The organism is Brachybacterium saurashtrense, assembly GCF_003355475.1.
Taxonomy (GTDB): domain Bacteria; phylum Actinomycetota; class Actinomycetes; order Actinomycetales; family Dermabacteraceae; genus Brachybacterium; species Brachybacterium saurashtrense.
Genome location: NZ_CP031356.1, coordinates 2,812,458 through 2,836,578 on the forward strand (window position 1 = coordinate 2,812,458; position 24,121 = coordinate 2,836,578).

The 24,121-nt window shown below is 72.1% G+C and carries 21 protein-coding genes; 3 read left to right on the top strand and 18 right to left on the bottom strand.

Annotated elements, in window-relative coordinates:
• Window positions 1-90: 90 nt before the first annotated feature.
• From DWV08_RS12615 to DWV08_RS17150, 8 genes are all read right to left on the bottom strand, one after another.
• Window positions 91-1,437 (bottom strand): RbtT/DalT/CsbX family MFS transporter, encoded by a 1,347-nt coding sequence (locus tag DWV08_RS12615; protein WP_115414120.1) that lies wholly within the window; start codon window positions 1,435-1,437, stop codon window positions 91-93.
• 193 nt (window positions 1,438-1,630) lie between these two features.
• A complete protein-coding gene (locus tag DWV08_RS12620) occupies window positions 1,631-2,623 on the bottom strand; it encodes a D-ribose ABC transporter substrate-binding protein (protein WP_115414121.1) in 993 nt (330 codons plus the stop codon).
• Window positions 2,624-2,776: 153 nt separating this feature from the next.
• Entirely contained in the window at window positions 2,777-4,021 is a 1,245-nt protein-coding gene (locus DWV08_RS12625) for an ABC transporter permease (protein ID WP_115414122.1), read from the bottom strand.
• Window positions 4,022-4,045: 24 nt separating this feature from the next.
• Complete coding sequence (locus tag DWV08_RS12630; RefSeq protein ID WP_115414123.1) at window positions 4,046-5,566, bottom strand: sugar ABC transporter ATP-binding protein; 1,521 nt, start codon at window positions 5,564-5,566, stop codon at window positions 4,046-4,048.
• Window positions 5,563-6,270, bottom strand: coding sequence for a DUF2291 family protein (locus DWV08_RS12635; RefSeq protein WP_115414124.1), 708 nt, complete (start codon window positions 6,268-6,270; stop codon window positions 5,563-5,565). Before DWV08_RS12635 ends, DWV08_RS12630 begins: the two co-directional genes overlap by 4 nt.
• Window positions 6,271-6,812: 542 nt before the next feature.
• Complete coding sequence (locus tag DWV08_RS12640; RefSeq protein WP_115414125.1) at window positions 6,813-7,901, bottom strand: zinc-binding dehydrogenase; 1,089 nt, start codon at window positions 7,899-7,901, stop codon at window positions 6,813-6,815.
• A 171-nt stretch (window positions 7,902-8,072) separates the two neighbouring features.
• Window positions 8,073-8,672 (bottom strand): sugar-binding domain-containing protein, encoded by a 600-nt coding sequence (locus tag DWV08_RS17145; protein WP_244923644.1) that lies wholly within the window; start codon window positions 8,670-8,672, stop codon window positions 8,073-8,075.
• Window positions 8,673-8,681: 9 nt separating this feature from the next.
• Entirely contained in the window at window positions 8,682-9,008 is a 327-nt protein-coding gene (locus DWV08_RS17150) for a sugar-binding transcriptional regulator (RefSeq protein WP_244923645.1), read from the bottom strand.
• A 159-nt stretch (window positions 9,009-9,167) separates the two neighbouring features.
• Here DWV08_RS17150 and DWV08_RS12650 point away from each other — a divergent pair, with 159 nt between their 5' ends.
• Entirely contained in the window at window positions 9,168-10,664 is a 1,497-nt protein-coding gene (locus DWV08_RS12650; RefSeq protein ID WP_241237234.1) for an FGGY-family carbohydrate kinase, read from the top strand.
• A gap of 228 nt (window positions 10,665-10,892) precedes the next feature.
• Entirely contained in the window at window positions 10,893-11,783 is an 891-nt protein-coding gene (locus tag DWV08_RS12655) for an SMP-30/gluconolactonase/LRE family protein (RefSeq protein WP_115414126.1), read from the top strand.
• A 141-nt stretch (window positions 11,784-11,924) separates the two neighbouring features.
• Here the strand turns inward: DWV08_RS12655 and putP are convergent, their stop codons facing one another.
• From putP to DWV08_RS12675, 4 genes are all read right to left on the bottom strand, one after another.
• Window positions 11,925-13,493: a sodium/proline symporter PutP gene (putP, locus tag DWV08_RS12660; protein ID WP_115414127.1), complete on the bottom strand. Its 1,569-nt coding sequence runs from the start codon at window positions 13,491-13,493 to the stop codon at window positions 11,925-11,927.
• Between the two features lie 493 nt (window positions 13,494-13,986).
• Window positions 13,987-15,531, bottom strand: coding sequence for a glycerol kinase GlpK (gene glpK, locus DWV08_RS12665; protein WP_115414128.1), 1,545 nt, complete (start codon window positions 15,529-15,531; stop codon window positions 13,987-13,989).
• A gap of 162 nt (window positions 15,532-15,693) precedes the next feature.
• Complete coding sequence (locus tag DWV08_RS12670; protein WP_115414129.1) at window positions 15,694-16,413, bottom strand: MIP/aquaporin family protein; 720 nt, start codon at window positions 16,411-16,413, stop codon at window positions 15,694-15,696.
• Window positions 16,414-16,563: 150 nt separating this feature from the next.
• Entirely contained in the window at window positions 16,564-18,306 is a 1,743-nt protein-coding gene (locus tag DWV08_RS12675; protein ID WP_115414130.1) for a glycerol-3-phosphate dehydrogenase/oxidase, read from the bottom strand.
• A gap of 155 nt (window positions 18,307-18,461) precedes the next feature.
• Between DWV08_RS12675 and DWV08_RS12680 the strand changes: the two genes are divergently transcribed.
• Window positions 18,462-19,421 carry a sugar-binding transcriptional regulator gene (locus DWV08_RS12680; protein WP_115415025.1) on the top strand — a complete coding sequence of 320 codons (960 nt, stop codon included), beginning with the start codon at window positions 18,462-18,464 and terminating at the stop codon, window positions 19,419-19,421.
• Between the two features lie 197 nt (window positions 19,422-19,618).
• On the opposite strand, the gene DWV08_RS12685 is transcribed toward DWV08_RS12680, so the two are convergent.
• The 6 genes from DWV08_RS12685 to DWV08_RS12710 all read right to left on the bottom strand — a co-directional run bounded on the left by DWV08_RS12685 (window position 19,619) and on the right by DWV08_RS12710 (window position 24,072).
• Window positions 19,619-20,701: a hypothetical protein gene (locus tag DWV08_RS12685; protein ID WP_127097480.1), complete on the bottom strand. Its 1,083-nt coding sequence runs from the start codon at window positions 20,699-20,701 to the stop codon at window positions 19,619-19,621.
• Between the two features lie 237 nt (window positions 20,702-20,938).
• Window positions 20,939-21,811, bottom strand: coding sequence for a formate dehydrogenase accessory sulfurtransferase FdhD (fdhD, locus tag DWV08_RS12690; RefSeq protein WP_115414132.1), 873 nt, complete (start codon window positions 21,809-21,811; stop codon window positions 20,939-20,941).
• A gap of 44 nt (window positions 21,812-21,855) precedes the next feature.
• Window positions 21,856-22,254: an ArsR/SmtB family transcription factor gene (locus DWV08_RS12695; protein ID WP_241237235.1), complete on the bottom strand. Its 399-nt coding sequence runs from the start codon at window positions 22,252-22,254 to the stop codon at window positions 21,856-21,858.
• Window positions 22,251-22,721 carry an SRPBCC domain-containing protein gene (locus DWV08_RS12700; protein WP_115414133.1) on the bottom strand — a complete coding sequence of 157 codons (471 nt, stop codon included), beginning with the start codon at window positions 22,719-22,721 and terminating at the stop codon, window positions 22,251-22,253. Before DWV08_RS12700 ends, DWV08_RS12695 begins: the two co-directional genes overlap by 4 nt.
• A 165-nt stretch (window positions 22,722-22,886) precedes the next feature.
• Window positions 22,887-23,420 (bottom strand): SRPBCC family protein, encoded by a 534-nt coding sequence (locus DWV08_RS12705; RefSeq protein ID WP_115414134.1) that lies wholly within the window; start codon window positions 23,418-23,420, stop codon window positions 22,887-22,889.
• A gap of 166 nt (window positions 23,421-23,586) precedes the next feature.
• Window positions 23,587-24,072 (bottom strand): SRPBCC family protein, encoded by a 486-nt coding sequence (locus DWV08_RS12710; RefSeq protein WP_115414135.1) that lies wholly within the window; start codon window positions 24,070-24,072, stop codon window positions 23,587-23,589.
• Between the last annotated feature and the right edge of the window lie 49 nt (window positions 24,073-24,121).

Sequence of the window (24,121 nt, forward strand, 5' to 3'; positions counted from 1 at the left end):
TCGGCACCGGGGGTGCCGGGCGGCGGGGCCGCCGTGGGTCGACGGCTCCGAGCCTGCCACGACAGCGGCGGGCCCGTCACCGGGGAGCGGTCAGGCGTCCACGTGGATGTCCTTCTTCCCCACGCGGGGCTGCTCGACCGTCAGCGCGAAGGTCATGAGGAACGCGAGCCCGTACAGGGCCACGAACGCCCACACCACGCCCACGTCCCCGCCCCAGGGACGCACCACGGCGACCACGGCGGAGCCCAGGAACGTCGCGCCGCCCGCGGCGGTGGTGTACATCGCCATCGCGGCACCCTTGTGGGCGGGGGCGAGCGCGGGCATGATCGCGCCGAGCGGCACGAACCCTGCCAGCAGGATGCCGAACACGGTGCCGGCGACCACCGCGACCACGAAGCCCCAGTCGGAGCCGGCCGGCACCCAGTGCGGCACGTACCACCACAGCAGCAGGCCGAGCGCGGAGCCGACGATGCCGAACCAGCGCACCGTGGTGGTCCAGCCGATGCGGTCGCCGAGGGCGCCGAAGGCGGCGTTGAACAGGATGTTCCCGGCGAAGATCACCGAGGTCATCAGCAGCCAGCGGGACTGGCCCCAGCCCAGGGTCTCGGCGATCACGGTGGGCAGGATGATGAACATGCCGAACTGCGGGGCGGTGTTGATCAGGCGGGTCAGGAAGCCCATCATCACGCGCCGGTTGGTCAGCGCCAGGCGCACGCCCGAGAGGATCACCTGGGAGGAGGACTCGCCCGCCGGGGCGAGGCGGCGGTCGCCGTGCTCCTCCCGCACGCCCAGGCGGGCGATGAGGAAGCCGGCGATCACGATCGCGGTGGAGGCCACCATCGCCCAGCGCTCGCCGAAGAACCCGCCGCCGAAGGCGGGGATCAGGCCGATCGCGACCAGCGAGCCGAGGGTGGGCATGCCGCCGGTGAACATCACGTAGAACCAGCCCACGGCCGCGCCGTTGCGCTCCTTGGGCACCACGGCGTTGACCCACACCAGGAACGAGAAGGCGAACAGCGGGAAGCCGAAGCCGCGCATCAGGTAGGCGCCGAAGATGAGGGCGATCGAGCCGGTGGCGAGCGCGGCGACGAACGCGGCCTGGAACACCACCCACACCACCACGCCCAGCAGCATCACGCGGCGCGGACCCCACAGGTCCGAGAGGGCGCCGGCGAGGTAGGAGCCCACCAGCGCCGCCAGCGAGTAGACGGTGATGACGGTGGCGGCGAGGTTGATCATCGCGTCGCCGCCGCCGAACACGTTCGCGATGTGCGGGGAGACGACGTTGGTCTCCACGCCGTTGCCGGTCATGAACACCAGCACGCCGAGGAACCCCCAGCGCAGGGGGTGCGGGATGCCGAGCCGGTCCAGGCGGGACTCCTGGGCGGTCCCGGCGGCGGGGATCTCGTCGGCGCGTGCCGTGGAGACAGGGGCCATGAGGACACTCCTTCGTGCGTGCTGGTCGCTGCGGGCCGGGCCCGGGGCGGTGGCGGCGGGGCGCGCGCCGCCCGTCGGCCGACGGGTCGACCCTAGACCGCGCGAGAACATTCGTCAAGCACAAATGTTCTGCGGGTTCCCGCCGACGATCGGCGCGGGCGGGGCCCGGAGCTCCCCCGCCCGCGCCCGCCCCTCACTCGGTGTAGGTGAAGGGCGCCGTCATCTTGTCGACGTTCTCCTCGGTGATCAGCAGGCAGTCCAGCGCCTGCTTCTCCTGCTCCGGCTCGGTGCCGTTGCGCAGGAAGTCGTCCGCCATCTCGATCACGAGCTCCGCGAACTGCGCCACCGGCTGCAGCACCGTGTAGGCGAGCTCGCCGTTGCGGATCGCCTCCACGGCGTCCGGCGAGCCGTCGAAGCCGCCCACGACGATGTCCTCGAGCACCCCGGCCTCCTTGAAGGCGGCGATCGCGCCGAGCGCCATCTCGTCGTTGCCGGAGATCAGGCCCTGCATGTCCGGATGGGCCTGCAGCAGGGACTGCGCCTTGTCGTGCCCCTTGGTGCGGTCCCAGTCCGCCACCTCCTCGCCGAGCTTCTCGAGGTCCGGGTACTGGCTGATGGTGGTGGTGTAGCCGTTGGAGCGGGTCTGGGCGTTGTTGTCCGAGGGCAGCCCGAACAGCTCCACGTAGGTGCCCTTCTCCTCCATCCGCGACACCCACTCCTGGGCACCGAGCGCGGCGCCCTGGGCGTTGTTGGAGACCAGCTGCGCCTTCGCGACGCCGGATTCGTTGATCTCCGCGTTGATGAGGAAGACGGGGATGTCCGCCTGGATCGCCTTTTTGATCGTGCCGATGGAGCCGTCGGCGTTGGCGGGATCCATGATCAGCGCGACCGACTGGTTCGAGATCGCGGTGTCCACCAGGGTGTTCTCGGTGTTGGTGTCGCCCTTGTGGGCGCCCACGGTGGTGGTGTAGCCGAGCTCCTCTGCCTTGGCGGCGGCGACGTCGCCCTCCGTCTTCCAGTACGGGTTGGAGGGGTCGTTGACGATGATCGTGATGAGGCCGCCGTCCACGCCGCCGCCCTCACCTCCGGCATCGCTGGCCCCGCCGTCGGAGGTTCCGCCGCACGCGGCGAGACCGGCGGCCGCGGCGCCGAGGCCGAGGGCGGAGAGGAAGTGCCTGCGTTCCATGGGTGTTCCTTTCATCGGGATGCTCTCCGGGGAGCGCATCGTGCTGGGCCGGAGGGTCCGGCAGCGGGATCGGGGGGGTGGGTGCGGTCAGTGCATCGGGTGCGGTCAGCGGGGTCGGTCCCGGGGTTCGGGGCCGACGGACGGGTGCGCCGGTCAGGAGCGCTCCTCGGGGGACGGCGAGCCGTCGGCGGCCGACGGCGACGTCGCCGGGCCCTGTCCCGTCGACGCGCCCTGTCCCGTCGGCGCGGCGTCCCCGTCGGACCCCGCCGCCGGGGCCTTCCCGGCGTTCGCGCGGGCCCGTCGGCGCGGGCCGCCGTACTGCAGGGAGTTGAGCATCACGGCCACCACGATCACGGCGCCGATGAACACGGTCTGCCAGTAGGCGGAGACGCCCACCAGCACCAGGCCGTCGGAGAGGAAGCCGATCACGAAGGCGCCCAGCAGGGTGCCGCGCACGGTGCCGCGACCGCCGGCGAGCGCCGCGCCGCCGATCACCACGCCCGCGATGGCGGTGAGCTCGTAGGTGTTGCCCGCGGTGGGGCTGGCGCTGGTGAGGGTGGAGGCGAGGATGACGCCCGCGATCGCGGAGCAGAGGCCGGAGACCACGTACACCCACACGGTCACGCGCCGCACCGGCACGCCGGAGAGCTCGGCCGCGCGGGCGTTGCCGCCGGTGGCGTAGAGCCAGCGCCCGAAGGTGGTGCGCGCCAGCACCAGGGCCAGCACCAGCGCCACCGCGGCCATGATCAGCACGCCGGCGGGGATGCCGAGGATGCGCTGGAAGCCAAGCCATTCGAAGCCGGTGTTGCCCAGGCCCTCGGTGCCGGAGAGGTCGTTGATGGTGCGTCCGTTGGTCATCAGCAGCGCCGCGCCGCGCACCACGTAGAGCATGCCCAGGGTGGCCACGAACGGCGCCACGTTGAACCGCGCCACCAGCACGCCGTTGAGCGCCCCGATGAGGCCGCCGAGCCCGACGGACAGCAGCACCGCCACGGGCACGCTCGGGTAGAGCGTCACGCCGAAGATGTCCAGCGGGACGCCGCGCAGCAGGAAGCCGGCGATCACGGCGGAGAAGCCGAGGGTGGAGCCCACCGAGAGGTCGATCCCGCCGGTGAGCACCACCAGCAGCATCCCCATCGACAGCAGCGCGAAGATCGCGACGTGCGAGGTCATGATCAGCAGGTTGTCCACGGTGAGGAAGTTCGGGGACAGCAGGGAGAACACCACGATGATCAGGGCGAGGGCGAGGAAGGCGCGGCCCTCGATGAGCAGCGTGGACAGGTCGAGCCGCCTCCGGCCGGCGCCGGAGCCCCCGGAGCCGGGCCCTTCTGCGCCGGGTCCGCGGGGGCCCGTGGCGGCGGTGGTGGTCGTGGCGGTGTCTGCGGTGGTGGAAGCCATGGGAGTTCCGTTCGTGGGAGCGGGTCAGGAGGTGAGGACTTCGCCGGAGGCGGCCATGACGTCGGCCCGCGCGGCGTCCGGGCCGAACTCGGCGGAGACGCGGCCGCGGCGCAGCACCACGATCCGGTGCGCGATGCTGAAGCACTCGTCGATCTCGGAGGTGGTGAACAGGACGGCCAGCCCCTGGCGGGCGTGCTCGGCGAGCAGGCCGAACACCTCGGCCTTCGCCCCGATGTCGATGCCGCGGCTGGGCTCGTCCAGGAGCATCACGGCCGGGTCGGTGGCCATCACCTTGCCGATGACGACCTTCTGCTGGTTGCCGCCGGAGAGCGAGCCGATGGGCGCCTCGGGGCCCGGGGCCTTGACGGTGACGTCCTGGATCAGGGAGGTGGCCAGGGCCTTCTCCCGGGGGCGGGAGAGCAGCCCGCGGCGCAGGAACCGGCGGATGCTGGCCAGGGTGAGGTTCTGGCCCACGGACATGGTCTGCACCAGGCCGTCGCGCTGGCGGTCCTCGGGGACCAGGCCCACGCCGCGGGCGATGCGTTCGCGGATCGACTCGGGGCCCAGCTCCTCGCCGTCCAGGAGGATGCGGCCGGAGGCGACGTCGCCGCGGCCGGCCACGGCCTCCAGCAGCTCGGTGCGCCCGGCGCCCATCAGGCCGTACAGGCACACGATCTCGCCGGCCCGCACCTGCAGCGAGAGCCCGTCGACGACGGCGCGCTCGGGGGTGTCGGGGTCGCGCACCACGAGGTCCTGCACCTCGAGCACCGGGGCGCCGAACTCGTGGCCCTCGGGCGGGGAGCCCAGGTCGAAGTTCTCCCCCACCATGTGGCGCACGATCCAGGCCAGGTCGATCTCGTCGCGGTCCCCGCGCGCGGTCATGGTGCCGTCGCGCAGCACCACGGCGTGGTCGGTGACCCGCAGCGCCTCCTCGAGGTGGTGGGAGATGTACACCAGGGAGACGCCGCGGGCGGTGAGCTCGTCGATGATCCCGAACAGCACCTCCACCTCGCGGGCGGCCAGGGCGGAGGTGGGCTCGTCCATGATGAGGATGCGGGCGTCGATGGAGAGCGCCCGGGCGATCTCGACGATCTGCTGCTGGCCCACCCGCAGGTCGCCGACGGGGGTGGAGGGGTCCACGTCCAGCCGCATCTCCTGCAGCAGGGCGCGGGTCTGCCGGGCCTCCTCGGCGTAGTCCACGGCGCCGGCGCGGGTGATCTCGCGGCCCAGGAAGATGTTGTCGCGCACCGAGAGGTTCGGTGCGAGGCTCAGCTCCTGGTGGATGATCGCGATGCCGTGGTCGCGGGCGTCGTTGGTGGTCGCAAAGGAGACGTCCTCCCCGTCCAGCACGATCCGCCCGGAGGTGGGCTGCTCCACGCCGGAGAGGATCTTCATCAGCGTGGACTTCCCGGCGCCGTTCTCGCCGAACAGGGTGGTGACGGTGCCGCGGCGGATGTCGAAGTTGACGCCCTTGAGCGCGCGGGTGCCGCCGTAGGTCTTCACGATGTCCCGCGCCTGCAGGATCACGCTCTCGTCGGTGTTCATGAGACCTCCAGGGCCGAGGGCGTGATGAGCCAGCCCTCGGGGTTGACGAGGGTGAACGCCCCGGTGACGGTGACCGTCTGCCCCTCCAGGCCCTCGACGTCCACCGGGTCCAGCACCTGCGCCTTCATCTCCTCGTTGAGGGCGGCGCCGGCGTCCTGGAACTCGATCTGATTGGTGAACTGGCTGAAGTCGTACTCGCCGGTGGCGTCGCGCAGCTCGGTGCCGTTGATGGCGGGGCCGGTCTGCATCCGCACGGTGACGCCCTCCGGCATCCCGTCCACGGCGATCTCCACGATGCCGCCCTCGCCCTCCTCCACGGTGCCGGTGAACGTGGTGGAGAAGACGGGCTGACCGGCGGCGACCACCGCGTGCTCCTCGACGGCGGCGTCCTGATCGGCGGCGAGCGTCTCGGCGAGCTCGGGGGCGGGCACCGCGCGCTCGGCGATGCCCTTCTGCACGGCCGGGAACTGCTCGGCGCCGAAGGTGGCCTTGTCGAAGGCGCCGGGCCCCCCGGCCAGCTCGGCCTCCTGGCCCTGCGGCACCACCTTCGTGCCGAGCACCACCACGAGCAGGGCGAGCACGGTGAGGCCGATCGCGACCCAGCGCCCGATCGGGCGGGGGCGGTTCACGGCCCGGCGCGGGGAGGGGGCGGCGGGCGGTGCGGCGGAGGACTCGGGCGGTGCGGCGGCGGAGGCGGTGCTCATGGGGAACCTTCCTGTCGGGGCCCGCTGCGCGGATCACCTCGGGGGCGAGGCCGACGCCAGCGGCTGCGGGCAGTGCGGGAACGGGGTGCTGCGGAGGGCGGGAGTCCGAGGGGCGGGGGCGGGTGAGAGGCGAGGGCGGGCGAGGGACGATCGATGCGGCACACACGACGGCCGACGGCGACCGACGGTGGACGGCGGCGAGCGGCGGCGCCCGGCGGCGACCGGCGGCGACCGGCGGCTCTGCGCCGCGTGGTACGAAACGCGACCACCCGCGCAAGGCCCTTGCGCCCCTCCCCGACCAGCACTGATATCGAGGAAACTGAGAGGCCGACGGGCCTGCCGAGGAGGCGGTCGCCGACCACGCGGCGCCCGGGGACGCGAACCTCTCGCAGGTGACTCGCCCGCTACGGCGCGGGCGGTCGGCGCGAGGACGGCCGAGCCGGGGAACGGAGGGTCGCGACGATGCGCCACCCGCTCCCCCCGGGGCCGGAGGGTCCGGGGCACGGTGCGCGCTCAGCGCGCGCCGCGCCCCGCGGTGCGGCTCAGAGGCCGGGGACGATCGAGACCTTCACCGAGGCCCCCGCGGAGTCGGCGACCTGGTCCAGCGCCTTCTGCACGTCGCCGAGCCCGTACTGGTGGGTGCAGATCTCCTCCATCGGCAGCACCCCGGACTCGATGATCTTGATCGCGGCGGGCCAGCAGTTCGGCCCCAGGTGCGCGCCCAGGACGTCCAGCTCCTTGTCGTCGGAGATGATCGACCAGTCCACCGAGACGTCGTCCTTGAACACCGAGTACTCCACGAAGGTGCCGAGCTTGCGCAGTAGGTTCAGGCCCTGGGCGACGGCGCTGGGATGGCCGGTGCACTCGATGTACACGTCGGCCCCGTAGCCGCCGGTCAGTCCGCGGATCTCCTCGTAGATGTCGACCTTCGAGGGGTTCAGGGTGAGATCCGCCCCGCACTTCTTCGCCAGAGCGAGCTTGTCGTCGTCGAAGTCGAGCGCGATCACCATCTTGGGCGACTTGTGTGCCGCGCCGATCACCGCGCCCAGGCCGATCGGGCCGCAGCCCGCCACCACGACCACGTCGTCGAAGCCGAGGTTCGCGCGCTCCACGGCGTGCAGCGAGCAGGACAGCGGCTCCGAGAACGCCGCGTGGTGCGGGGGGAGGTCCTTGGAGACCTTGTGGGCCCGCGCGAGCGAGGGGACGATCATGTACTCGGCCATCGCGCCGTGGTAGCTCTTGAAGCCGAACATCGCGTGCGGCGCGCACATCCAGTACCAGCCGCGCTGGCAGTACATGCAGTCGCCGCAGGGGACGATCTGCTCGCACGCGATCCGGTCCCCCACCTCCACGCCGTGGTGGGCGAGGGCCTCGGGCGAGCCGGAGACCACCTCGCCCACGAGCTCGTGGCCCGGGGTGATGCCGGGCTGCACCCAGCGGTCGCGGTTCTCGTCGCCCCAGAACTTGGCGGCGCCGTGGTAGCACTTCAGGTCGCTCGCGCACACGCCCACGGCCTCCACCCGGAGCAGGAGCTCATCCGCCCCCGGCACGGGCACGGGGATCTCCTCCAGCCGGTAGTCCTTCGGCGCATGCATCACGACCGCCTTCATGGTCTCCGCGCTCTGCGTCATCACACCCATCTCCTTCGCTGCGTTGCGGCCGCTTCACGGCATCGACCCGGGCACCGGGCCCGAGCGGACTTCTCTGTCTGGCCGTGAGCGTAGCCACATCGGGAACATACGTCAAGCACATATGTTCCGCCCCGGAACACGAGGAGACCCACGGCCCCCGGAGGGCGTCTCTCAGGAGTCGGCGAGCAGGGCCTCGGCCGTGGGCACGTCGGTGATCAGCGAGGTGAACATGCCGGTGCGGGCGCCGGCGCGGATGGAACCCGCCTTGGCGCGGCCCACCGCCAGCGCGATCGAGGTGGGGATGGCGCGCAGCTGCTCCACCGACGGCCGCACCAGGCGCTCCGCGCCCGGGTGGGTGATCATCCGCCCCTCGGCGTCGAAGAAGTGCAGGCAGACGTCCCCGATCGCACGGCGCAGATCAGGATCCTCCCGAGGCAGCACCGACGTGATCGCCTCGCGCTCCTCGAACGGCGCCCCCACCCCGGTGACCAGCACGCGCGCCCGATCCCACAGCTCGGTGATCGCGAGGAAGCTCGGATCGGCCTGCAGCGACTCCCAGAGGCTGGGGCTGGGCAGCGCCGGGGCGAAGATGAAGCGGGGCAGCGCCCCGGTGCGGTCGGCGAAGGCGCGGGCCGTCTCGTTGGTCTGGAAGCTGGGATCGAACTCCTGCTGCCCGCCCACCGTGGGCGCGACCACCACGCCGGGGAGGTCCGGCAGCCCGGGCACCTGGCTCACCGCATGGGTGGTGGTGCCGGAGGAGATCAGCAGCACCTCGCCCCGTCACAGGCCCAGGCCCGCGAGCTCCTCGCCCAGCAGCTCCCCCAGCCCGCGGTAGCCCCGCTGCACCTGATCGCCCGGGGCGATGCGCACCGCCTCGAGCCCCAGCAGCTCCCGCACCTGCGCGGCCAGCTCGCCGAGGTCCACACTGGGCACGTCCAGCACCTCGAAGCGCACCATCCCGATGCGACGCGCCTCCGCGAGGAGCTTGCTCACCGAGGGGCGCGAGACGCCCAGCAGCGAGGCCACCTCGGCCTGGCGCATGTCGTCGAGGTAGTACGCGGTGGCGGCGCGGTGCAGCTGCTGCATGTCCATCGACGTCTCCAGCATGCCGCTCCTCCTGGCTCTCGACCCCACTGTGCAGAACAATAGTTCCGAGCCGGCGGCCGCGGGGCAAACGCGGAGCGCACGCCCGCCTCGCGGACGCGCGCGGGAGACGGGGCGATGGCAGGATGGACTGCGGCGAGATCCGCATCGGCACAGGAGGCGATGGGCACGATGGCACCAGCGGCGAAGGCCGTGCTCGGCGTCGACGTCGGCACCTCCAGCTCGAAGGGGGTGCTGGTCGACCTCGACGGCACGATCCTGCGCACCGCCGTGCGCGAGCACGCCGTGGAGCGCCCCGCCCCCGGGCACGTCGAGATGGACGCCGCGATCTGGTGGGCCGAGTTCCTCTCCCTGGCCCGCGAGCTCACCGCCCCCGGGGACGTGGCCGTCACCGCCGTGGGCGTCTCCGGGATGGGGCCCTGCGCCCTGCTCACGGACGAGCACGGCGCCCCGGTGCGCCCCGCGATCCTCTACGGGGTGGACACCCGCGCCGAGGAGGAGATCCGCCGGATCACGCACGTGCTGGGCAAGGAGGAGATCCTCGCCCACTGCGGCGCGCTGCTGTCCTCGCAGTCCGCGGCGCCGAAGATCGCCTGGGTGGCCCGCCACGAGCCCGAGGCGTACGCGCGGGCGCGCCGCGTGTTCATGCCCGCCTCCTACCTGGCCTTCCGCCTCACCGGCGCGTACGTGATGGACCACATCAGCGCCAGCCAGTCCCCGCCGCTGTACTGCCTGCGCCGGCAGGAGTGGCACGAGGACTGGTCCGCGCACGTGGCCCCGGGGATCGAGCTGCCCGCGCTGCGCTGGCCGGGCGAGGCCGCGGGCACCGTGACCGAGGAGGTCGCCGCCCAGGTGCCCGGCCTGCCGGCGGGGATCCCGGTGATCAGCGGCTCGATCGACGCCTGGGCGGAGGCCGCCAGCGTGGGCGCCTCCGCGCCCGGGGACCTGATGCTGATGTACGGCACCACCACGTTCCTGGTCGCGACCCTCTCCGAGCCCGTGGCCAGCCGCACCGTCTGGCCCACCTCCGGGATCGTGCCCGGCACCTACTCCCTGGCCGGGGGCATGGCCTCCTCCGGCGCCATCACCGGCTGGCTGCGGGACCTCACCGGGGAGACCGACTTCGACGCGCTGGTCTCCGAGGCGGCGCAGAGCCCGCCCGGCGCGAACGGCCTGCTGATGCTCCCCTACTTCGCCGGCGAGCGCTCCCCCGTCGCGGACCCGTCGGCCCGCGGCGTGGTGGCCGGCCTGACCCTCTCCCACACCCGCGGCGACCTGTACCGGGCGGCGCTCGAGGCCGCCGCCTACGGCGTGCGCCACCACCTGGAGACCTTCGCGGAGGCCGGGTTGCGCATCGAGCGCACCCTCGCCGTGGGCGGCGGCGCCGGCCGTGATCTGTGGCCGCAGATCGTCTCCGACGTCACCGGGCTCACCCAGCAGATCCCCGCCAGCACCGTGGGCGCGTCGTTCGGCGGGGCGCGCCTGGCGGCCGAGCTCGCGCACGGGCTGGACACCGCGCACTGGAACCCGAGCGACCACCAGGTGGTGCCCGATCCGGCGCACCGCGACCGCTACGACGAGCTGTACCGCCTCTACCGCGAGCTGTACCCCGCCACCCGCGACATCACCCACGCCCTCGCCGAGCTGCAGCGCGGCTGACGAGCAGGGCGCCGGGCGCGCACCGGTCCGCGCCGGGCAGGCCGCCGACCCCGCCGGGCGCGCACCGGCCCCCACGGGGACGACCGCCGGCCGTCGGCCCCGCCGAGCGCCCGACGATCCGCACCGAGCCGACCGTCGGCCCCACCGCCCCGCCGGCCCACGCAGCGCGTACGGTGGCCCCAGCGACGACGCGCTCGTCGGCCGCATCCCACCGTCCCAGGAGGTCCCATGCACGCCGAACGTCTCACCGAGTCGCTCTGCCACCACGGCGAGGGGCCGTACTGGTCCGAGGCCTGGGGCGGGCTGCGCTGGATGGACCTGCTCGCCGGGGACATGCTGCACCTGGGCGCCGAGGCGCTCAGCGGTCCCGGGCTCGCCACCGAGCGCCCCGACGGCCTGGTGCGGCGCCTGCCCACGCCGGGCTCCGTGGTGGCCTGCGCGCGCCCTGCCTCCAGCGGCGGCGCCGTGCTCGCGCTCGAGAAGGGCTTCGCCCTCGAGGACCCGGACGGCTCGATCACCGCGCTGCCGCCGCTGTGGGAGGAGGACGTGCGCATGAACGAGGGGGCGGTCGCGCCCGACGGGTCGTTCCTGTGCGGCACGATGGCCTACGACCAGCGCCCGGGCGGCTCGGCGATGTGGCGCCTCCACCCCGACGGCACCACCGAGAGGATGCTCGACGGCCTCACGATCTCCAACGGCCTCGCCTTCAGCGCCGACGGCACGCGCGCCTTCCACATCGACACCCCCACGCGGCGGGTGGACCTCTACGACTGGTCCGACGAGCACGGCCTGGTGGAGCGTCGCCCGTTCGCGGATCTCGGCGAGGAGGAGGGCTTCCCCGACGGGCTGTGCCTGGACGCCGAGGGGAACGCGTGGGTGGCGATGTTCGGCGGCGCCCAGGTGCTGGGGCTCGACGCCGGCGGCGCGGTCGCGGAGAGGATCGACGTGGACGCGCGGCAGGTGACGGCCTGCACCTTCGGCGGTGCGGACCGCTCCACGCTGCTGATCACCACCAGCCGCGAGAACCTCCCCGAGGGCGAGGACCCGGCCGCCGGCTCGCTGTTCGCCGCGCGTCCCGGGATGCGCGGCCCGGCCGACGAGGTGCTGTTCGGCGCCTGAGCGCACGACGGACGGCGGCCCGGCCGGGCAGGAGCGCGATGCTCCGCCCGCCGGGCCGTCGGACTGTGCCTGCCGGACCGTCGGCGTCGGGAGGTGCCGGCCGGCCGAGCCGCTCGGGGCGCGACCGGCCGGGCCGTCCGCTCAGGCCGTGGTGCCGGACTGCGAGGTCTCCCGGTGCACCGGGATCTCGCCGGTCTCGAGGGTCTCGAGCATGTCGTCGAACTCCTCCATGGTGGTCGCCGCCGGGCGCGGCGTGATGAGGCTGACGCCCACCGCGAGCACGAGGCAGATCAGGAAGCCGGGCACGATCTCGTAGAGGTGGTCCCCGCCGAACAGGCCCCAGGTGACGTCGAGCGGCTGATCCTCCGCGCCCCAGGACTGGCCCCACAGGAACGCCACGGCGGCACCGGCCACCATGCCCGCCGCGGCACCGGCCGCGGTGAGGCGCCGCCAGAACAGCGACAGCAGCACGATCGGGCCGAACGCGGCGCCGAAGCCGGCCCAGGCGAAGCCCACCAGGTTCAGCACGGAGGCCCCCGGGTCCAGGGCGATGACCACCGCGATCACCGAGACGGCGAGCACGCCGATCCGCCCGGCCCACAGCGCCCCGGTGGGGCTGAGCTTCACGCCGAACCCGCCCACGAGGTCCTCCACCAGCGCGGAGCTGGAGACGATCAGCTGCGAGGAGATCGTGGACATGATCGCGGCGAGCACCGCGGCCAGGAGGATGCCCGCGATCAGCGGGTGGAACAGCTGCTGGGAGAGGTCCAGGAACACGGTCTCGCCGCTCTTGGTGTCGGTGAGGACGGCATCCTGGTTCTGCTGGAAGTAGGCCAGGCCGGCCAGTGCCGTGAAGACGGCGCCGATCACGCACAGCACCATCCAGCTCATGCCCACGGTGAAGCCGTACTTGGCGTCACGGGAGGAGCGCAGCGCCATGAAGCGCACGATGATGTGGGGCTGGCCGAAGTAGCCCAGGCCCCAGGCGAGGGAGGAGATCACGCCCACCACGGTGGCGCCCGCGGTCATCGAGCCGAAGTCCGCGTTGACCTCGCGCACGGAGGCGAACATCTCCGCCGGTCCGCCCACCACGGTCATCGCCACCAGCGGCACGGCGATCAGGGAGACCAGCATGATCAGGCCCTGCACCACGTCGGTGTAGGTGGCGCCCAGGAACCCGCCGAAGAGGGTGTAGAGGATCGTGACGCCGCCGACGATCAGCATGCCGGTGAGGTACGAGCCGCCGAAGGTGGACTGGAAGAACAGACCGCCGGCCACCATGCCGGAGGAGACGTAGAAGGTGAAGAACAGCAGGATGATCACGCCGGCGGCGATGCGCAGGATGTGCGTGCGATCGTGCAGACGATTGCCGAAGAAGCTCGGCACGGTGATCGAGTTGTCGGCGATCTGCGTGTACTGACGCAGCCTCGGGGCCACGAAGTACCAGTTCAGGCCGGCGCCGATGGTGAGGCCCACGGCGATCCACGCCGAGACCAGGCCGCCCATGTACAGGGCGCCGGGAAGGCCCATCAGCAGCCAGCCGGACATGTCCGACGCTCCGGCGGAGAGGGCTGCGGTGAACGGGTGCAGCTGCCGCCCGCCGAGCATGTAGTCCTCACCGTCGGAGGTCTTCCGGAAGGCGTACAGGCCGATGCCGACCATGACGCCGAAATATATGACCAGTGCGATGATCTTGAATGCGAGATCCATGAGGAGGCTCCGATCTCAGGGGACGAAGGGGCGGGGGACAGGGATTCCCGCGCACTGCCCACCGCGACTCGTACTCGCGGGACACAGCACGCGACCATCCTGACGTCGGGCATCGGCGACCGATCGAGTCACCGACGGGACGCACAGGGCGTCCGGGCACCAGGACGGGCTTGACAGTACGCCGATGAGCGGCCATGTACAGCTGTCGTTGCGCGACAGTGATGTTCTCGTGAACATCCGCACGCCCCAGGTGGCGTGGGTCACGGCGTCGGAGGGGTGCCCACTGCGCTCGCCCACCGTGCCCGCCCGCTGCACTCGCCCACTGCACTCACCCGCTGTGCCGAGAACGACGAACGGACCAGGATCCGGCAGGGATCCTGGTCCGAGCGTCGATCTGGACGCGATCAGCCGTGCTCGACTGCTGATCTCCTCCCGCGGGCGCTGTACGGGCGGCTCGTCCCTCGCCGACCGCTCCACGCCCGCAGTTCGTCGATCAGCCGTACAGCGCCTCGGTGTCGTCGTCGACCCAGTCCAGGGTGCGCTCGACGGCCTTGCGCCACAGGCGCATGTACCGGTCGCGGGTCTCCTCGTCCATCTGGGGCTCCCAGCGCTTGTCCTCGGCCCAGTTGTCGATGACGTCCTGCTCGCCGTCCCAGTAGCCCACCGCGATGCCGGCCGCGTAGGCGGCGCCGAGCGCGGTGGTCTCGATGACCTTCGGGCGCACCACGGGCACGCCGAGGATGTCGGCTTGGAACTGCATCAGGGTCTCGTTCATGACCATGCCGCCGTCGACCTTGAGCTCGGTGAGCTCCACGCCCTCGGAGGCCGCATCGGCGACCGCGGCGTCCAGCACCTCGCGGGACTGGAAGGCCGTGGCCTCGAGGACCGCGCGCGCCACGTGGTTCTTGTTGTGGAAGCGGGTCATGCCCACCATCACGCCGCGGGCGTCGGAGCGCCAGTGCGGGGCGAACAGGCCGGAGAACGCCGGCACCACGAACAGGCCGCCGTTGTCGTCCACCTGCTTCGCGAGGTCCTCGATCTCCGGGGCGCTCTTGATGAGGCCCAGGTTGTCGCGGATCCACTGCACCAGCGAGCCGGTCACCGCGACCGAGCCCTCGAGGGCGTAGATCGCCTTGTTGTCGCCGATCTTGTAGGCGACGGTGGTGAGCAGCCCGTTCTGGCTGTGCACCAGGTCCTCACCGGTGTTCACCAGCATGAAGTTGCCGGTGCCGTAGGTGTTCTTGCCCATGCCGATCTCGAAGCAGGCCTGGCCGAAGGTCGCCGCCTGCTGGTCGCCGAGGATGCCGGCGATCGGGGTGTCGATGAGCAGGTCGTTCTTGCGGCCGTGGCCGTACACCTCGGAGGAGGACTTGATCTCCGGGAGCATGGAGACCGGGATGCCCATGTCCTTCGCGATGTCCTCGTTCCAGTCGAGGGTGTCGATGTTCATCAGCATCGTGCGGGAGGCGTTGGTGACGTCGGTGACGTGGATGCCGCCGCTGGTGCCGCCGGTCAGGTTCCACACCAGCCACGAGTCGGTGTTGCCGAAGAGCAGGTCGCCGGCCTCCGCCTTCTCGCGCGCACCCTCGACGTTGTCGAGGATCCACTTGATCTTGGGACCGGAGAAGTAGGTGGCCAGCGGCAGCCCCACGCGCTCCTTGTACTTGTCCGCGCCCGCGTCCCCGGCGAGCTCGTCGCAGATCTTCTGGGTGCGGGTGTCCTGCCAGACGATGGCGTTGTACACCGGCTCGCCCGTGTTCTTGTCCCACACCACCGCGGTCTCGCGCTGGTTCGTGATGCCCACGGCGGCGAGCTGGTGGCGGTTGATGTCCGCACCGGTGAGGGCCTCGCCCACCACGGAGCGGGTGTTGCGCCAGATCTCCTGCGGATCGTGCTCGACCCACCCGGACTTCGGGAAGATCTGCTCGTGCTCCTTCTGGCCGGTGGAGACGATCTGCCCGGCGTGATCGAAGACGATCGCGCGGGTGGAGGTGGTGCCCTGGTCGATCGAGAGGATGTAGTTCTTCTGGTCGGTCATCGGAACTCCTTCGTGGTGATGAGCGGATGGTCAGGGGTGGTGCACGGGGCCCGGGCGCACTGCCCGGCGGGTCGCCGCAGCGGCGCCCGGGCCCCACGCCGGGAAGTCCGGCGGGGCGCCGTGACCGCACCCTCCGCGGAGGATCCGGTCACGGCGAGCGGCTCAGAAGGCCGCGGCGGCCAGGCCGGCCAGGATCGCGCCGATCAGCGGGCCCACGATCGGCACCCACGAGTATCCCCAGTCGCTGGATCCCTTGTGCGGGATCGGCAGGATCGCGTGGGCAAGACGCGGCCCGAGGTCACGGGCGGGGTTGATGGCGTACCCCGTGGGGCCGCCCAGGGAGGCGCCGATGCCCACGACCAGCAGCGCGACCGCGAGCGGGCCGAGCTGGTGCGGGGTGTTGCCGAACATGATGATGATGAACACGAGCACGAAGGTGCCGATGATCTCCGTGACCACGTTCCAGCCGTAGGAGCGGATCTCGGGGCCGGTGGAGAAGGTGCCGAGGATCGTGCCGGCGTCCGTCTCCTGGTCGTAGTGGTTCTTGTAGGCGAGCCAGGCCACGACGGCGCCGAGGAAGGCACCGATCAGCTGCGCCAGGAAGTAGGCGATGGTGTTGCCGAACGTCACCGGGATCCCGGGGGCGAACTCCGCGGCGCCGTTGGCGATCAGGCCCACGGTGACGGCGGGGTTGATGTGGGCGCCGGTCTTGTACGCCGTCCACACACCGGCGAAGACCGCGAGGCCCCAGCCGAAGTTGATCAGCAGCCAGCCGCCGCCGTTGCCCTTGGTCTTGCCCAGGATCACGTTGGCGACGACGCCGCCGCCGAGCAGGGTGAGCATCGCCGTACCGGCGATCTCGTACAGGAAGATGGTTGCCATGGGGCCTCCTCGTCGAGCGATCCCGCATCGGTGCGGGATCGTTGGCATCCAGGGGGTCGTGCGGGGGTCCGCACTCATTCCGCACGCGGGTGCGCGCAGAGGGGAAAGGGGGCCCGCCCCGCCAGGTCGCCGGGGCGGGCGGTGCAGGGGTCAGGACGTCGGCGGCACCTCCGGGGCAGTGCTGATGCGGGCCGCGGCCTCGGCGTCCGACGAGGTGGACTCGCCGGCCAGCCGTGCCTCGATGTGGGCCCGGTAGGTCTCGACCTCGCGCCGCACGGCCTGCTCGTCCCAGCCGAGCTCGGGGGCGATCAGCGCGGCGATCTCGTCGGCCGCGGCGACCCCGCGGTCGCGGGTCTCGTAGTCCAGGCGGGTGCGGCGCTCGAGCACGTCGGCGAGGTGCCGGGCGCCCTCGGCGCGCACCGCGTAGAGCACCTCGGCGCGCAGGTAGCGCGGGGCGTGCTCGAGCGGGGTGCCCAGCGTCGGGTCCTCGTCGATCAGGGCGAGCACGTCGCTCAGCAGCGCGCCGTAGCGGAACAGCAGCCGGTCGGTGCGGATCTCGTCGAACCCGTACCGTCGGCCGATCTCCTGGCTGTCCCGCACCAGGGTCTCGTACCCCTGGGCGCCGATCACGGGCACGGTGCGGGTGAGGCTGGGACGGCCGGGCTGGGAGTCCTTGATCGCGAAGTCCACGACGTCCTCGGCCATCACCCGGTAGGTGGTGTACTTGCCGCCGGCGATCGCGGTGAGGCCCGGCTCGACCTCCATCACGGTGTGCTCGCGGGAGACCTTGGTGGAGCCCTTGTCGGCGCCCTTGCTCACGGGCTGCAGCAGGGGGCGCAGCCCGGAGTACACGCCGATCACGTCCTCGCGGGCGAGGTCGTCCTTTAGCACGGCGTTGGCGTGCTCGAGGACGTAGTCGATGTCCTCGCCGGTGGCGCCGACGTCGCGCGGGTCCTGGGTCCAGGGGGTGTCGGTGGTGCCGATCACCCAGTACTCGTCCCACGGGATGATGAACAGCACCGACTTCTCGGTCTGGGTGATGATGCCGGTGTCCGGCACGGCGGGGATGCGGTCGCGGGCCACGGTGATGTGGATGCCCTTGGAGGCGAGGACCTCGAGGCCGGCGTCGGCCCCGGCGAGCTCCTGCTGCTCCTGGGTCCACACGCCGCCGGCGAGGATGGTCTCGCGGGCGTGGACGTCGAACTCCTCGCCGGTCTCCTCGTCGCGCACGCGGGCGCCGACCACCTGCTCGCCCTCGTGGAGGTACTCGATCACGGTGGTGTAGTTCGCGGCGGCGGCGTCGAGCTGCGCGGCGGAGCGCACCAGCATCATCACGAAACGGGCGTCGTCCATCTGGGCGTCGTAGTACTCGAGCGCGCCCACGGCCTTGTCCCCGTCCAGTCCCGGGAACACCTCGAGCATCTTCTCGTGCAGGAGGTGGCGGTGGAAGGGCACGGCACGCTTGCGGCCGATCGACTGCATCGCGTCGTAGAGAGCCACGCCGGAGCCGATGAAGGCGCGATCCACCACCTTCTTGAAGAAGGGGAACACGAACTTCACGGGCCGCACCAGGTGGGGGGCGGTGTGCTCGAGCAGGAGGTCCCGCTCGCGCAGCGCCTCGGCCACGAGCTTGAAGTCGAGCATCTGCAGGTAGCGCAGGCCGCCGTGCATGAGCTTGGAGGAGCGGGAGGAGGTGCCGGATGCCCAGTCGTGGGTCTCCACGAGGCCCACGGAGAGGCCGCGGGTGGCGGCGTCGAACGCGGCGCCGGCGCCGTTCACGCCGCCGCCCACCACGAGAACGTCGAGCGGGGAATCGGCCGTCGCGGCGCGCAGGCGGCCCAGATGCTCCGCACGCCCCGCGGGGGTGAGCGCGGATCGCTGCTGATCGGACACTGGCTGCTCCTTCGCATCGACGCCTGCTGGTCCCGACCTGACCCGCGGAGAGGCGGCGCATGCGGCGCGACGCCCTGCCGGGGTGATCGGCGCCATCCTCGAACGGCGTGCACTGGATCGCAAGCCGGGTGCACGAACGTGCAAGACTAGTGTCCGTGAGCCACGATTCCCGCCTCCAGGACCTCTACTCCGTTGCACGGATGTACTACGAGGAGGGGCAGACGATGGAGGCGATCGCCGGGAAGCTCGCCGTCTCCCGCTCCACCGTCTCGCGCATGCTGCGCGATGCACGGGACGCCGAGCTGGTGCGGATCTCGCTGCGCCCGCCGGAGGCGCAGCGGATCGAGGAGCTGGGACGCCGCATCGCCCGCCAGTACGGGGTGCAGGCGCACGTGGTGCCCGCCTCCCCCGGCGACGACCAGCGCGCCCGCCTCCGCACCGTCGCCGAGACCAGCGGCGAGCTGCTGGACGAGATGCTCGAGCCCGGCTCCACGCTCGGCATCGCCTGGGGCACCACGATCGCGGAGCTGCTCAGCACGATCCGCTCCCGCCCGGTGCCCGGCCTGCGGATCGTGCAGCTCAACGGCGCGATCAACGTCGAGGGCTCGGGCCTGGCCTACATCTCGGCAGTGCTGGCAAGGGCCGCCACGCGCTGGGACGCCACGGTGCACCAGTTCCCGGTGCCCGCGTTCTTCGACTTCCCCGGCACCCGCGAGGCGATGTGGCGGGAGCGCTCGGTGCAGCGGGTGCTGGCCGTGCAGCGCGAGGCCACGGTCGCCGTGTTCAGCGTGGGCGCGTTCGATGCGGAGGTGCCCAGCCACGTCTACACCCACAACTACCTCACCGGCGCGGATCTGCGCTCGCTGAGGGCCGACGGGGCGGTGGGGGACGTGTGCACCGTGTTCCTGCGCGCCGACGGCACTTACCGCGACATCGCGATGAACCAGCGCGGCTCGGGCACGCCGCCGGACCGCCTGCTGCGGATCCCCCGCCGGCTCCTGGTGGCCTCCGGCTCCCGCAAGGCGCTGCCGCTGCGGGCGGCGTTGAGGGCGGGCCTCGCCACCGACCTGGTGCTCGACGAGATCACGGCCTCGAGCCTGCTCGCCCTGCGGTGAGCGGGGCGGGGGCGGGCGGTGGGCGGTGGGCGGTGGGCGGTGGGCGGTGGGCAGCGGTATTGCCTCTCAGTTCTGGTGCATTTCTGAGCCACTTCTGGCACCGACGTGGCTCAGAATCACGCACTTCTCGCAGGGTGGCCCGCTCCCCCGGCGTGACGGGGACGACGACGGAAGCGGGGGCGGCAGCAGTGGAGCCGTCACCGGTGTCGTCGGGCAATGCGCGTCGAGAGCTCGCGCCGCCCTATGTCGACAACCGTGCTGCGCACTCGAGCGTCGTCCGGTACGCGCAGTCCCCGCTGCGCCATCGTGCGTCGGAGTCGGAGCAGAATGCGCGTCGGCCAGAACAGGTCCTTCCCGTTCGCCCGGCTGAGAGTCCAGCCGCGGGACGCGAGCTCGTCCCGCCGCCGCTCGTCGTCCCGCCACTGCCCCTTGGTGAGGCGGTGTCCGTCGCCGTCGAATTCCAGGCCGAGGCCGATCTCGGCCCAGGCAAGGTCAATCTCCTTGGTCCCGCCCGTGACCGGGTCCGGCACCGGATGGTTGAGCGTCGGCTCCGGGAAACCGGCCTCCGCGAGAAGCAGGCGGAAGATCGTCTCGCCCGGAGAGCGCACCCTCGTGCGGGCGAGGCGGAGCGCGGCGAGGGCACGCGGCGTCCCCCGGCGCCCTCTGCCCTCGGCGATCTCGTCCACGAGCGAGTCCAGGGTCGCCTCCGTGCACTGCGTTTCCGGGCCGACCACCCCGTCGGCCGCGGCGACCAGGTCCCAGAGCGGGATCTGTGACGCGAGCTCCCGCAACACCTCCGACGGCGAGGAGACGACCAGCCTCCCGACCGACGCCGTCGGCCCGGCCCGCAGACGATGGACGACGGCTCCCCGCCCGAGACCCGAGCTCCCTCCTCTGTCGACACGAGCATGCAGGAGCGGGAGCTTCGCTCCGTCACGCAAGGTCATCCCCGGAGCGACGGAGGGGATCTGCTCGACGCCCGCCGGACCGACGACGACGCCGGCGCGAAGCATGTCGACGCCGCTGTCGAGGACGAGCGGGATCGGGATGCCCCAGAGAACCGCTGCCGTGGAGTGACTCAGCACCGCGCCCGGGAGCACGCGGTTCTGCAGCACGGACCCCATCGCGTTGAAGGTCGCGGGGTGATCGGTCGGGGTGTGATAACCGGGGAACACCGTCCTGAAACTCTGCGACGCCAGGTCGCGCGTGTGGAATCCCAGCTCGTGCCATCTGCTTCGATGCAGCAGGGCACCGCCGTACCGGTCGAGGGACTTGCGCATGCGGCTGACCGTAGGCATCCGGGCCGGCTCCGGCTCGGCCCTGTGCCCCGCGGTGGACGACGCGGCAGTGTGGAGGAGACGTGCCCGGCAGCCAGCCCAGCCCAGCCCAGCCCAGCCCAGCCCAGCCCAGGCGATCGGGTCAGATTCCGAGCCACTTCCGGGCGGGAAGTGGCTCAGAAAGACGCAATTCTCCGCGACTTGCCTGTCGCGGGAGCTGAGGCGACACGCCCCGCCCCGTCACCCTTCGGCGGCGTCCAGGTCCAGCCGCTGCTCGCCGCTGTAGACGTTCATGCGGCCGTCGCCGTCCTCGCCCGCGCGGGCGAAGCCCAGGAGGGTCTGGCCGAACGCCTCGGCGGTCTCGACGGCGAGGGAGCTGGCGGCAGAGACGCAGGCCAGCAGCGGGATCCCGGCCATGCAGGCCTTCTGGACGATCTCGAAGCTGGCCCGGGAGGAGACCAGCAGGACGCAGTCCCGCAGCGGCAGCCGGTCTGCCATCAGGGCCCAGCCGATCACCTTGTCCACGGCGTTGTGGCGGCCCACGTCCTCCCGCACCACCAGCAGGTTCCCCTCGAGGTCCACCAGCGCGGCGGCGTGCACCCCGCCGGTGCGGGCGAAGACGGCCTGCTGCGCGGAGAGCGCACGCGCGGCGGAGAGGAGCACCCGGGGGTCGAGGCGCCACTCCGTCTGCAGGGCGTAGCGGCTCTTCCGCCGCACCGCGTCGATGCTCTCGGCCCCGCACACCCCGCAGGCCGAGCTGGTGGTGAAGGCTCGGGCGACGTGGGGAAGCAGCTGCGGCCGGGCGGTGGTGACGTCCATGACGTTGTAGGTGTTCTGCGGGACGCCGCTGCCGGGGTCCACCACGGCGCCGTCGCAGTAGCGGGCCTCGGAGACGTCCTCGCGGTGCGCGATTAGCCCCTCGCCGTGGAGGAAGCCGTGGATCAGCTCGACGTCGTGCCCCGGCGTGCGCATGGTGAGGGAGAGCTGCTGTCCGTTCAGCCGGATGTCCAGCGGCTCCTCGACGGCGACGTGGTCGCCCTTGCGCCCGGCGTACAGCCGCCCGTCGCGCACCCGGACGGTGCGGATCCGTGTGCTGTCGGTGACCCTGCCCATCCCTCCAGGATAGTGCGCTCACCTGCGGCGCGGCGGGGTGACGTTCAGTCTCCGGCGCCGCTGCTCCCGTCGGCCGCGCACTGTCGCCGCTCGGCCTCCTCGGCGATGCCGGTCAGGCGGCGATCCCAACCGCGGGCGACGAGTCCGAGCAGGTCGGAGATCTCCCGGATCCGCGAGGCCTCGACCACGTGGACCCGTCGGCGCGCCTGCGTGCTCGCGGAGACGATCCCCGCGGCCTCGAGCAGGCGCAGCTGCTTGGCGACGGCCTGGCGGCTGAGGTCGAGGTCCGCGGCGACGGCGCCGGCGTCGTCGGGCCGCTCGGCCAGGCGCACGAGGATCCGCCGACGGGTGGGGTCGCCGAGCGCACCGAAGATGCGGTCCGCGTCCTCGCCGAGCAGCTGCGCGGATCCGTTGCCGGATGACGCCGAGGCCCCGGGGATCACTGCCGCTCCGCCTGCGTCTTCGCGACGCCGAGCTCCTCGAGCCAGCCCGAGTCGTTCGACTCGAAGCGGGCGCGGCGCTCGGCGGCATCGGCGCTGATCCCGGCGAATCCGGTCTCCCGGACGGTGAGGCGCACACCGTCGTCGTCGGGCTCGATCCCGAACTCGACGGTGGTGGCCGGATGCTCCTCGAGGGAGCCGGAGGCCCCGGCGAGCCAGCGGAACACCGCCCGACGCCGCGGATCGAGCTCCACCACGCCGACCTGGAACTCGCCGAGGACGGGGTCGATCACGGTCGCGGTCGCGCCGTCGCGGCGGATCTCGTGCGCGCGGTACTCGCCGTCGTTGATGAACCAGCCCGGTTCGCTGATCACCTCGAACACGGTCTCGGCGCTCGCGTGGACGTGGATGCTGCGGACGATCTCGTCGGGGACGTCGTCGGTGGTCAGGGGTGTCGTCTCGGTGCTCATCGGCTCCTCCTCGGGATCCCCGGGCCGACACCGCGGGGCCGGCCCGTGCGGCCGCTCCGTGCGGCCGACGGCGCCAGCCTGGCACGCCGAGACCCGTAGTGCAACCCCACGGTTGCACTACGGTGGGGTGCGCTCAGTCCTCGCCGCGCTCCGGCGCCGCCGCGCTCAGGCCTCGCCGCGCTCCGTCGCCGCCGCCTGCTCCGCGGGCGTGGTGTGACGGGGTTCCTCGGCGAGCTGCTTGGCGAGCTCGAGCTGCTGCTTCCAGCCGTGGAGGTTCTCCTCGTAGTTGCGCCGCCGCACCGACTCGTCGAGACCGAGCTTGGCGAAGCCGCGCTCCTTCACGGTGAGGCGCACCAGGTTCCGCGCCGCGGTGCCGGCGGGGTCGATGAGGAACTCGACGGTGTTGTGGGGGGCGTCGGAGATGTCGCCGAGGCCGCCGCCGAGCCAGCGGAAGAAGATCCGGTGCGGCGGCTCGTGCGCCTCGATCGCGAGCTGGAAGGAGCCGTGCACCGGATCATCCACCTGGGTGACCGGGCCGTAGCGGGTGACGGTGTGCTCCCGGTACTCGCCGTCGTTGAGGAACCAGCCCGGTTCGCGCACGATCGCGAACACGCGCTCCGCGCTGGCACCGATCAGGACGCTGCGCACGATCTCGTCGGGCACCGCGCCGGTGGAGGGGGAAGAGGGCTCGTCGGCCATGACTGCGCTCCTGGGGTCTGCCGGCGACCTCGTCGTCGCCGAGGGACGGGCTGGCAGGATACGCCCCGCAGGGCGGCTCCGGGCGGTCGGGCGGCGCCCCGGGCCCGCGTCGCGGGCCGGCCCGGCGGGGACGGGCCGGGCGCGACGCGTCCCGGGTGCCCGGGCCTCAGTCCTTCGTGACCGCCGCGGCGAGCAGGTTCAGCGACTCCTCGAGATCCTCCTGCGGGATCGCGGGGAAGTGCACCTGCTTCAGCAGCTCCGGGTCGGTGACGTCGGACCAGCTGTAGGTGAGGGACACCTCGGTGGCGTCCGAGCCCTGGGGCGTCAGCTCGTACAGCCACTCCCAGCCCAGCGGGCCGGCGGGGGCGGCGCCGTTCTCCTCGGGCGCGGGCTTCCAGCCCACCATCTTGTTCTCGTCGTAGGCGGTGACGAAGTTGTGGGTGCGGTAGTCGCCGCCCATGAACTCGGCGTGCATGTTCATCACGAACTTCTCGCCGGCGGCGGTGATGCGCTCGGTGTCGTCGGCGTTGCGCACCATCCCGGAGCCGTCGAACTCGTGGTGACGGGCCGGGAGGGTCAGCACGGCGAAGACGTCCTTCGGGGCCACGTCGACGGTGCGGGTCACGGTGAGGTGCTTCTGCTCTGTGCTCATCCCTCCACCCTGCCTCGCCGGTGCCGGGCTGTCCACGTCACGGCGACCG

Excerpts from the sequence above, each read along its gene's own strand:
- DWV08_RS12615 (WP_115414120.1), bottom strand. The coding sequence starts at position 1,437 with ATGGCCCCTGTCTCCACGGCACGCGCCGACGAGATCCCCGCCGCCGGG.
- DWV08_RS12620 (WP_115414121.1), bottom strand. The coding sequence starts at position 2,623 with ATGGAACGCAGGCACTTCCTCTCCGCCCTCGGCCTCGGCGCCGCGGCC.
- DWV08_RS12625 (WP_115414122.1), bottom strand. The coding sequence starts at position 4,021 with ATGGCTTCCACCACCGCAGACACCGCCACGACCACCACCGCCGCCACG.
- DWV08_RS12630 (WP_115414123.1), bottom strand. The coding sequence starts at position 5,566 with ATGAACACCGACGAGAGCGTGATCCTGCAGGCGCGGGACATCGTGAAG.
- DWV08_RS12635 (WP_115414124.1), bottom strand. The coding sequence starts at position 6,270 with ATGAGCACCGCCTCCGCCGCCGCACCGCCCGAGTCCTCCGCCGCACCG.
- DWV08_RS12640 (WP_115414125.1), bottom strand. The coding sequence starts at position 7,901 with ATGACGCAGAGCGCGGAGACCATGAAGGCGGTCGTGATGCATGCGCCG.
- DWV08_RS17150 (WP_244923645.1), bottom strand. The coding sequence starts at position 9,008 with ATGCTGGAGACGTCGATGGACATGCAGCAGCTGCACCGCGCCGCCACC.
- DWV08_RS12650 (WP_241237234.1), top strand. The coding sequence starts at position 9,168 with ATGGGCACGATGGCACCAGCGGCGAAGGCCGTGCTCGGCGTCGACGTC.
- DWV08_RS12655 (WP_115414126.1), top strand. The coding sequence starts at position 10,893 with ATGCACGCCGAACGTCTCACCGAGTCGCTCTGCCACCACGGCGAGGGG.
- putP (WP_115414127.1), bottom strand. The coding sequence starts at position 13,493 with ATGGATCTCGCATTCAAGATCATCGCACTGGTCATATATTTCGGCGTC.
- glpK (WP_115414128.1), bottom strand. The coding sequence starts at position 15,531 with ATGACCGACCAGAAGAACTACATCCTCTCGATCGACCAGGGCACCACC.
- DWV08_RS12670 (WP_115414129.1), bottom strand. The coding sequence starts at position 16,413 with ATGGCAACCATCTTCCTGTACGAGATCGCCGGTACGGCGATGCTCACC.
- DWV08_RS12685 (WP_127097480.1), bottom strand. The coding sequence starts at position 20,701 with ATGCGCAAGTCCCTCGACCGGTACGGCGGTGCCCTGCTGCATCGAAGC.
- fdhD (WP_115414132.1), bottom strand. The coding sequence starts at position 21,811 with ATGGGCAGGGTCACCGACAGCACACGGATCCGCACCGTCCGGGTGCGC.
- DWV08_RS12700 (WP_115414133.1), bottom strand. The coding sequence starts at position 22,721 with ATGAGCACCGAGACGACACCCCTGACCACCGACGACGTCCCCGACGAG.
- DWV08_RS12705 (WP_115414134.1), bottom strand. The coding sequence starts at position 23,420 with ATGGCCGACGAGCCCTCTTCCCCCTCCACCGGCGCGGTGCCCGACGAG.
- DWV08_RS12710 (WP_115414135.1), bottom strand. The coding sequence starts at position 24,072 with ATGAGCACAGAGCAGAAGCACCTCACCGTGACCCGCACCGTCGACGTG.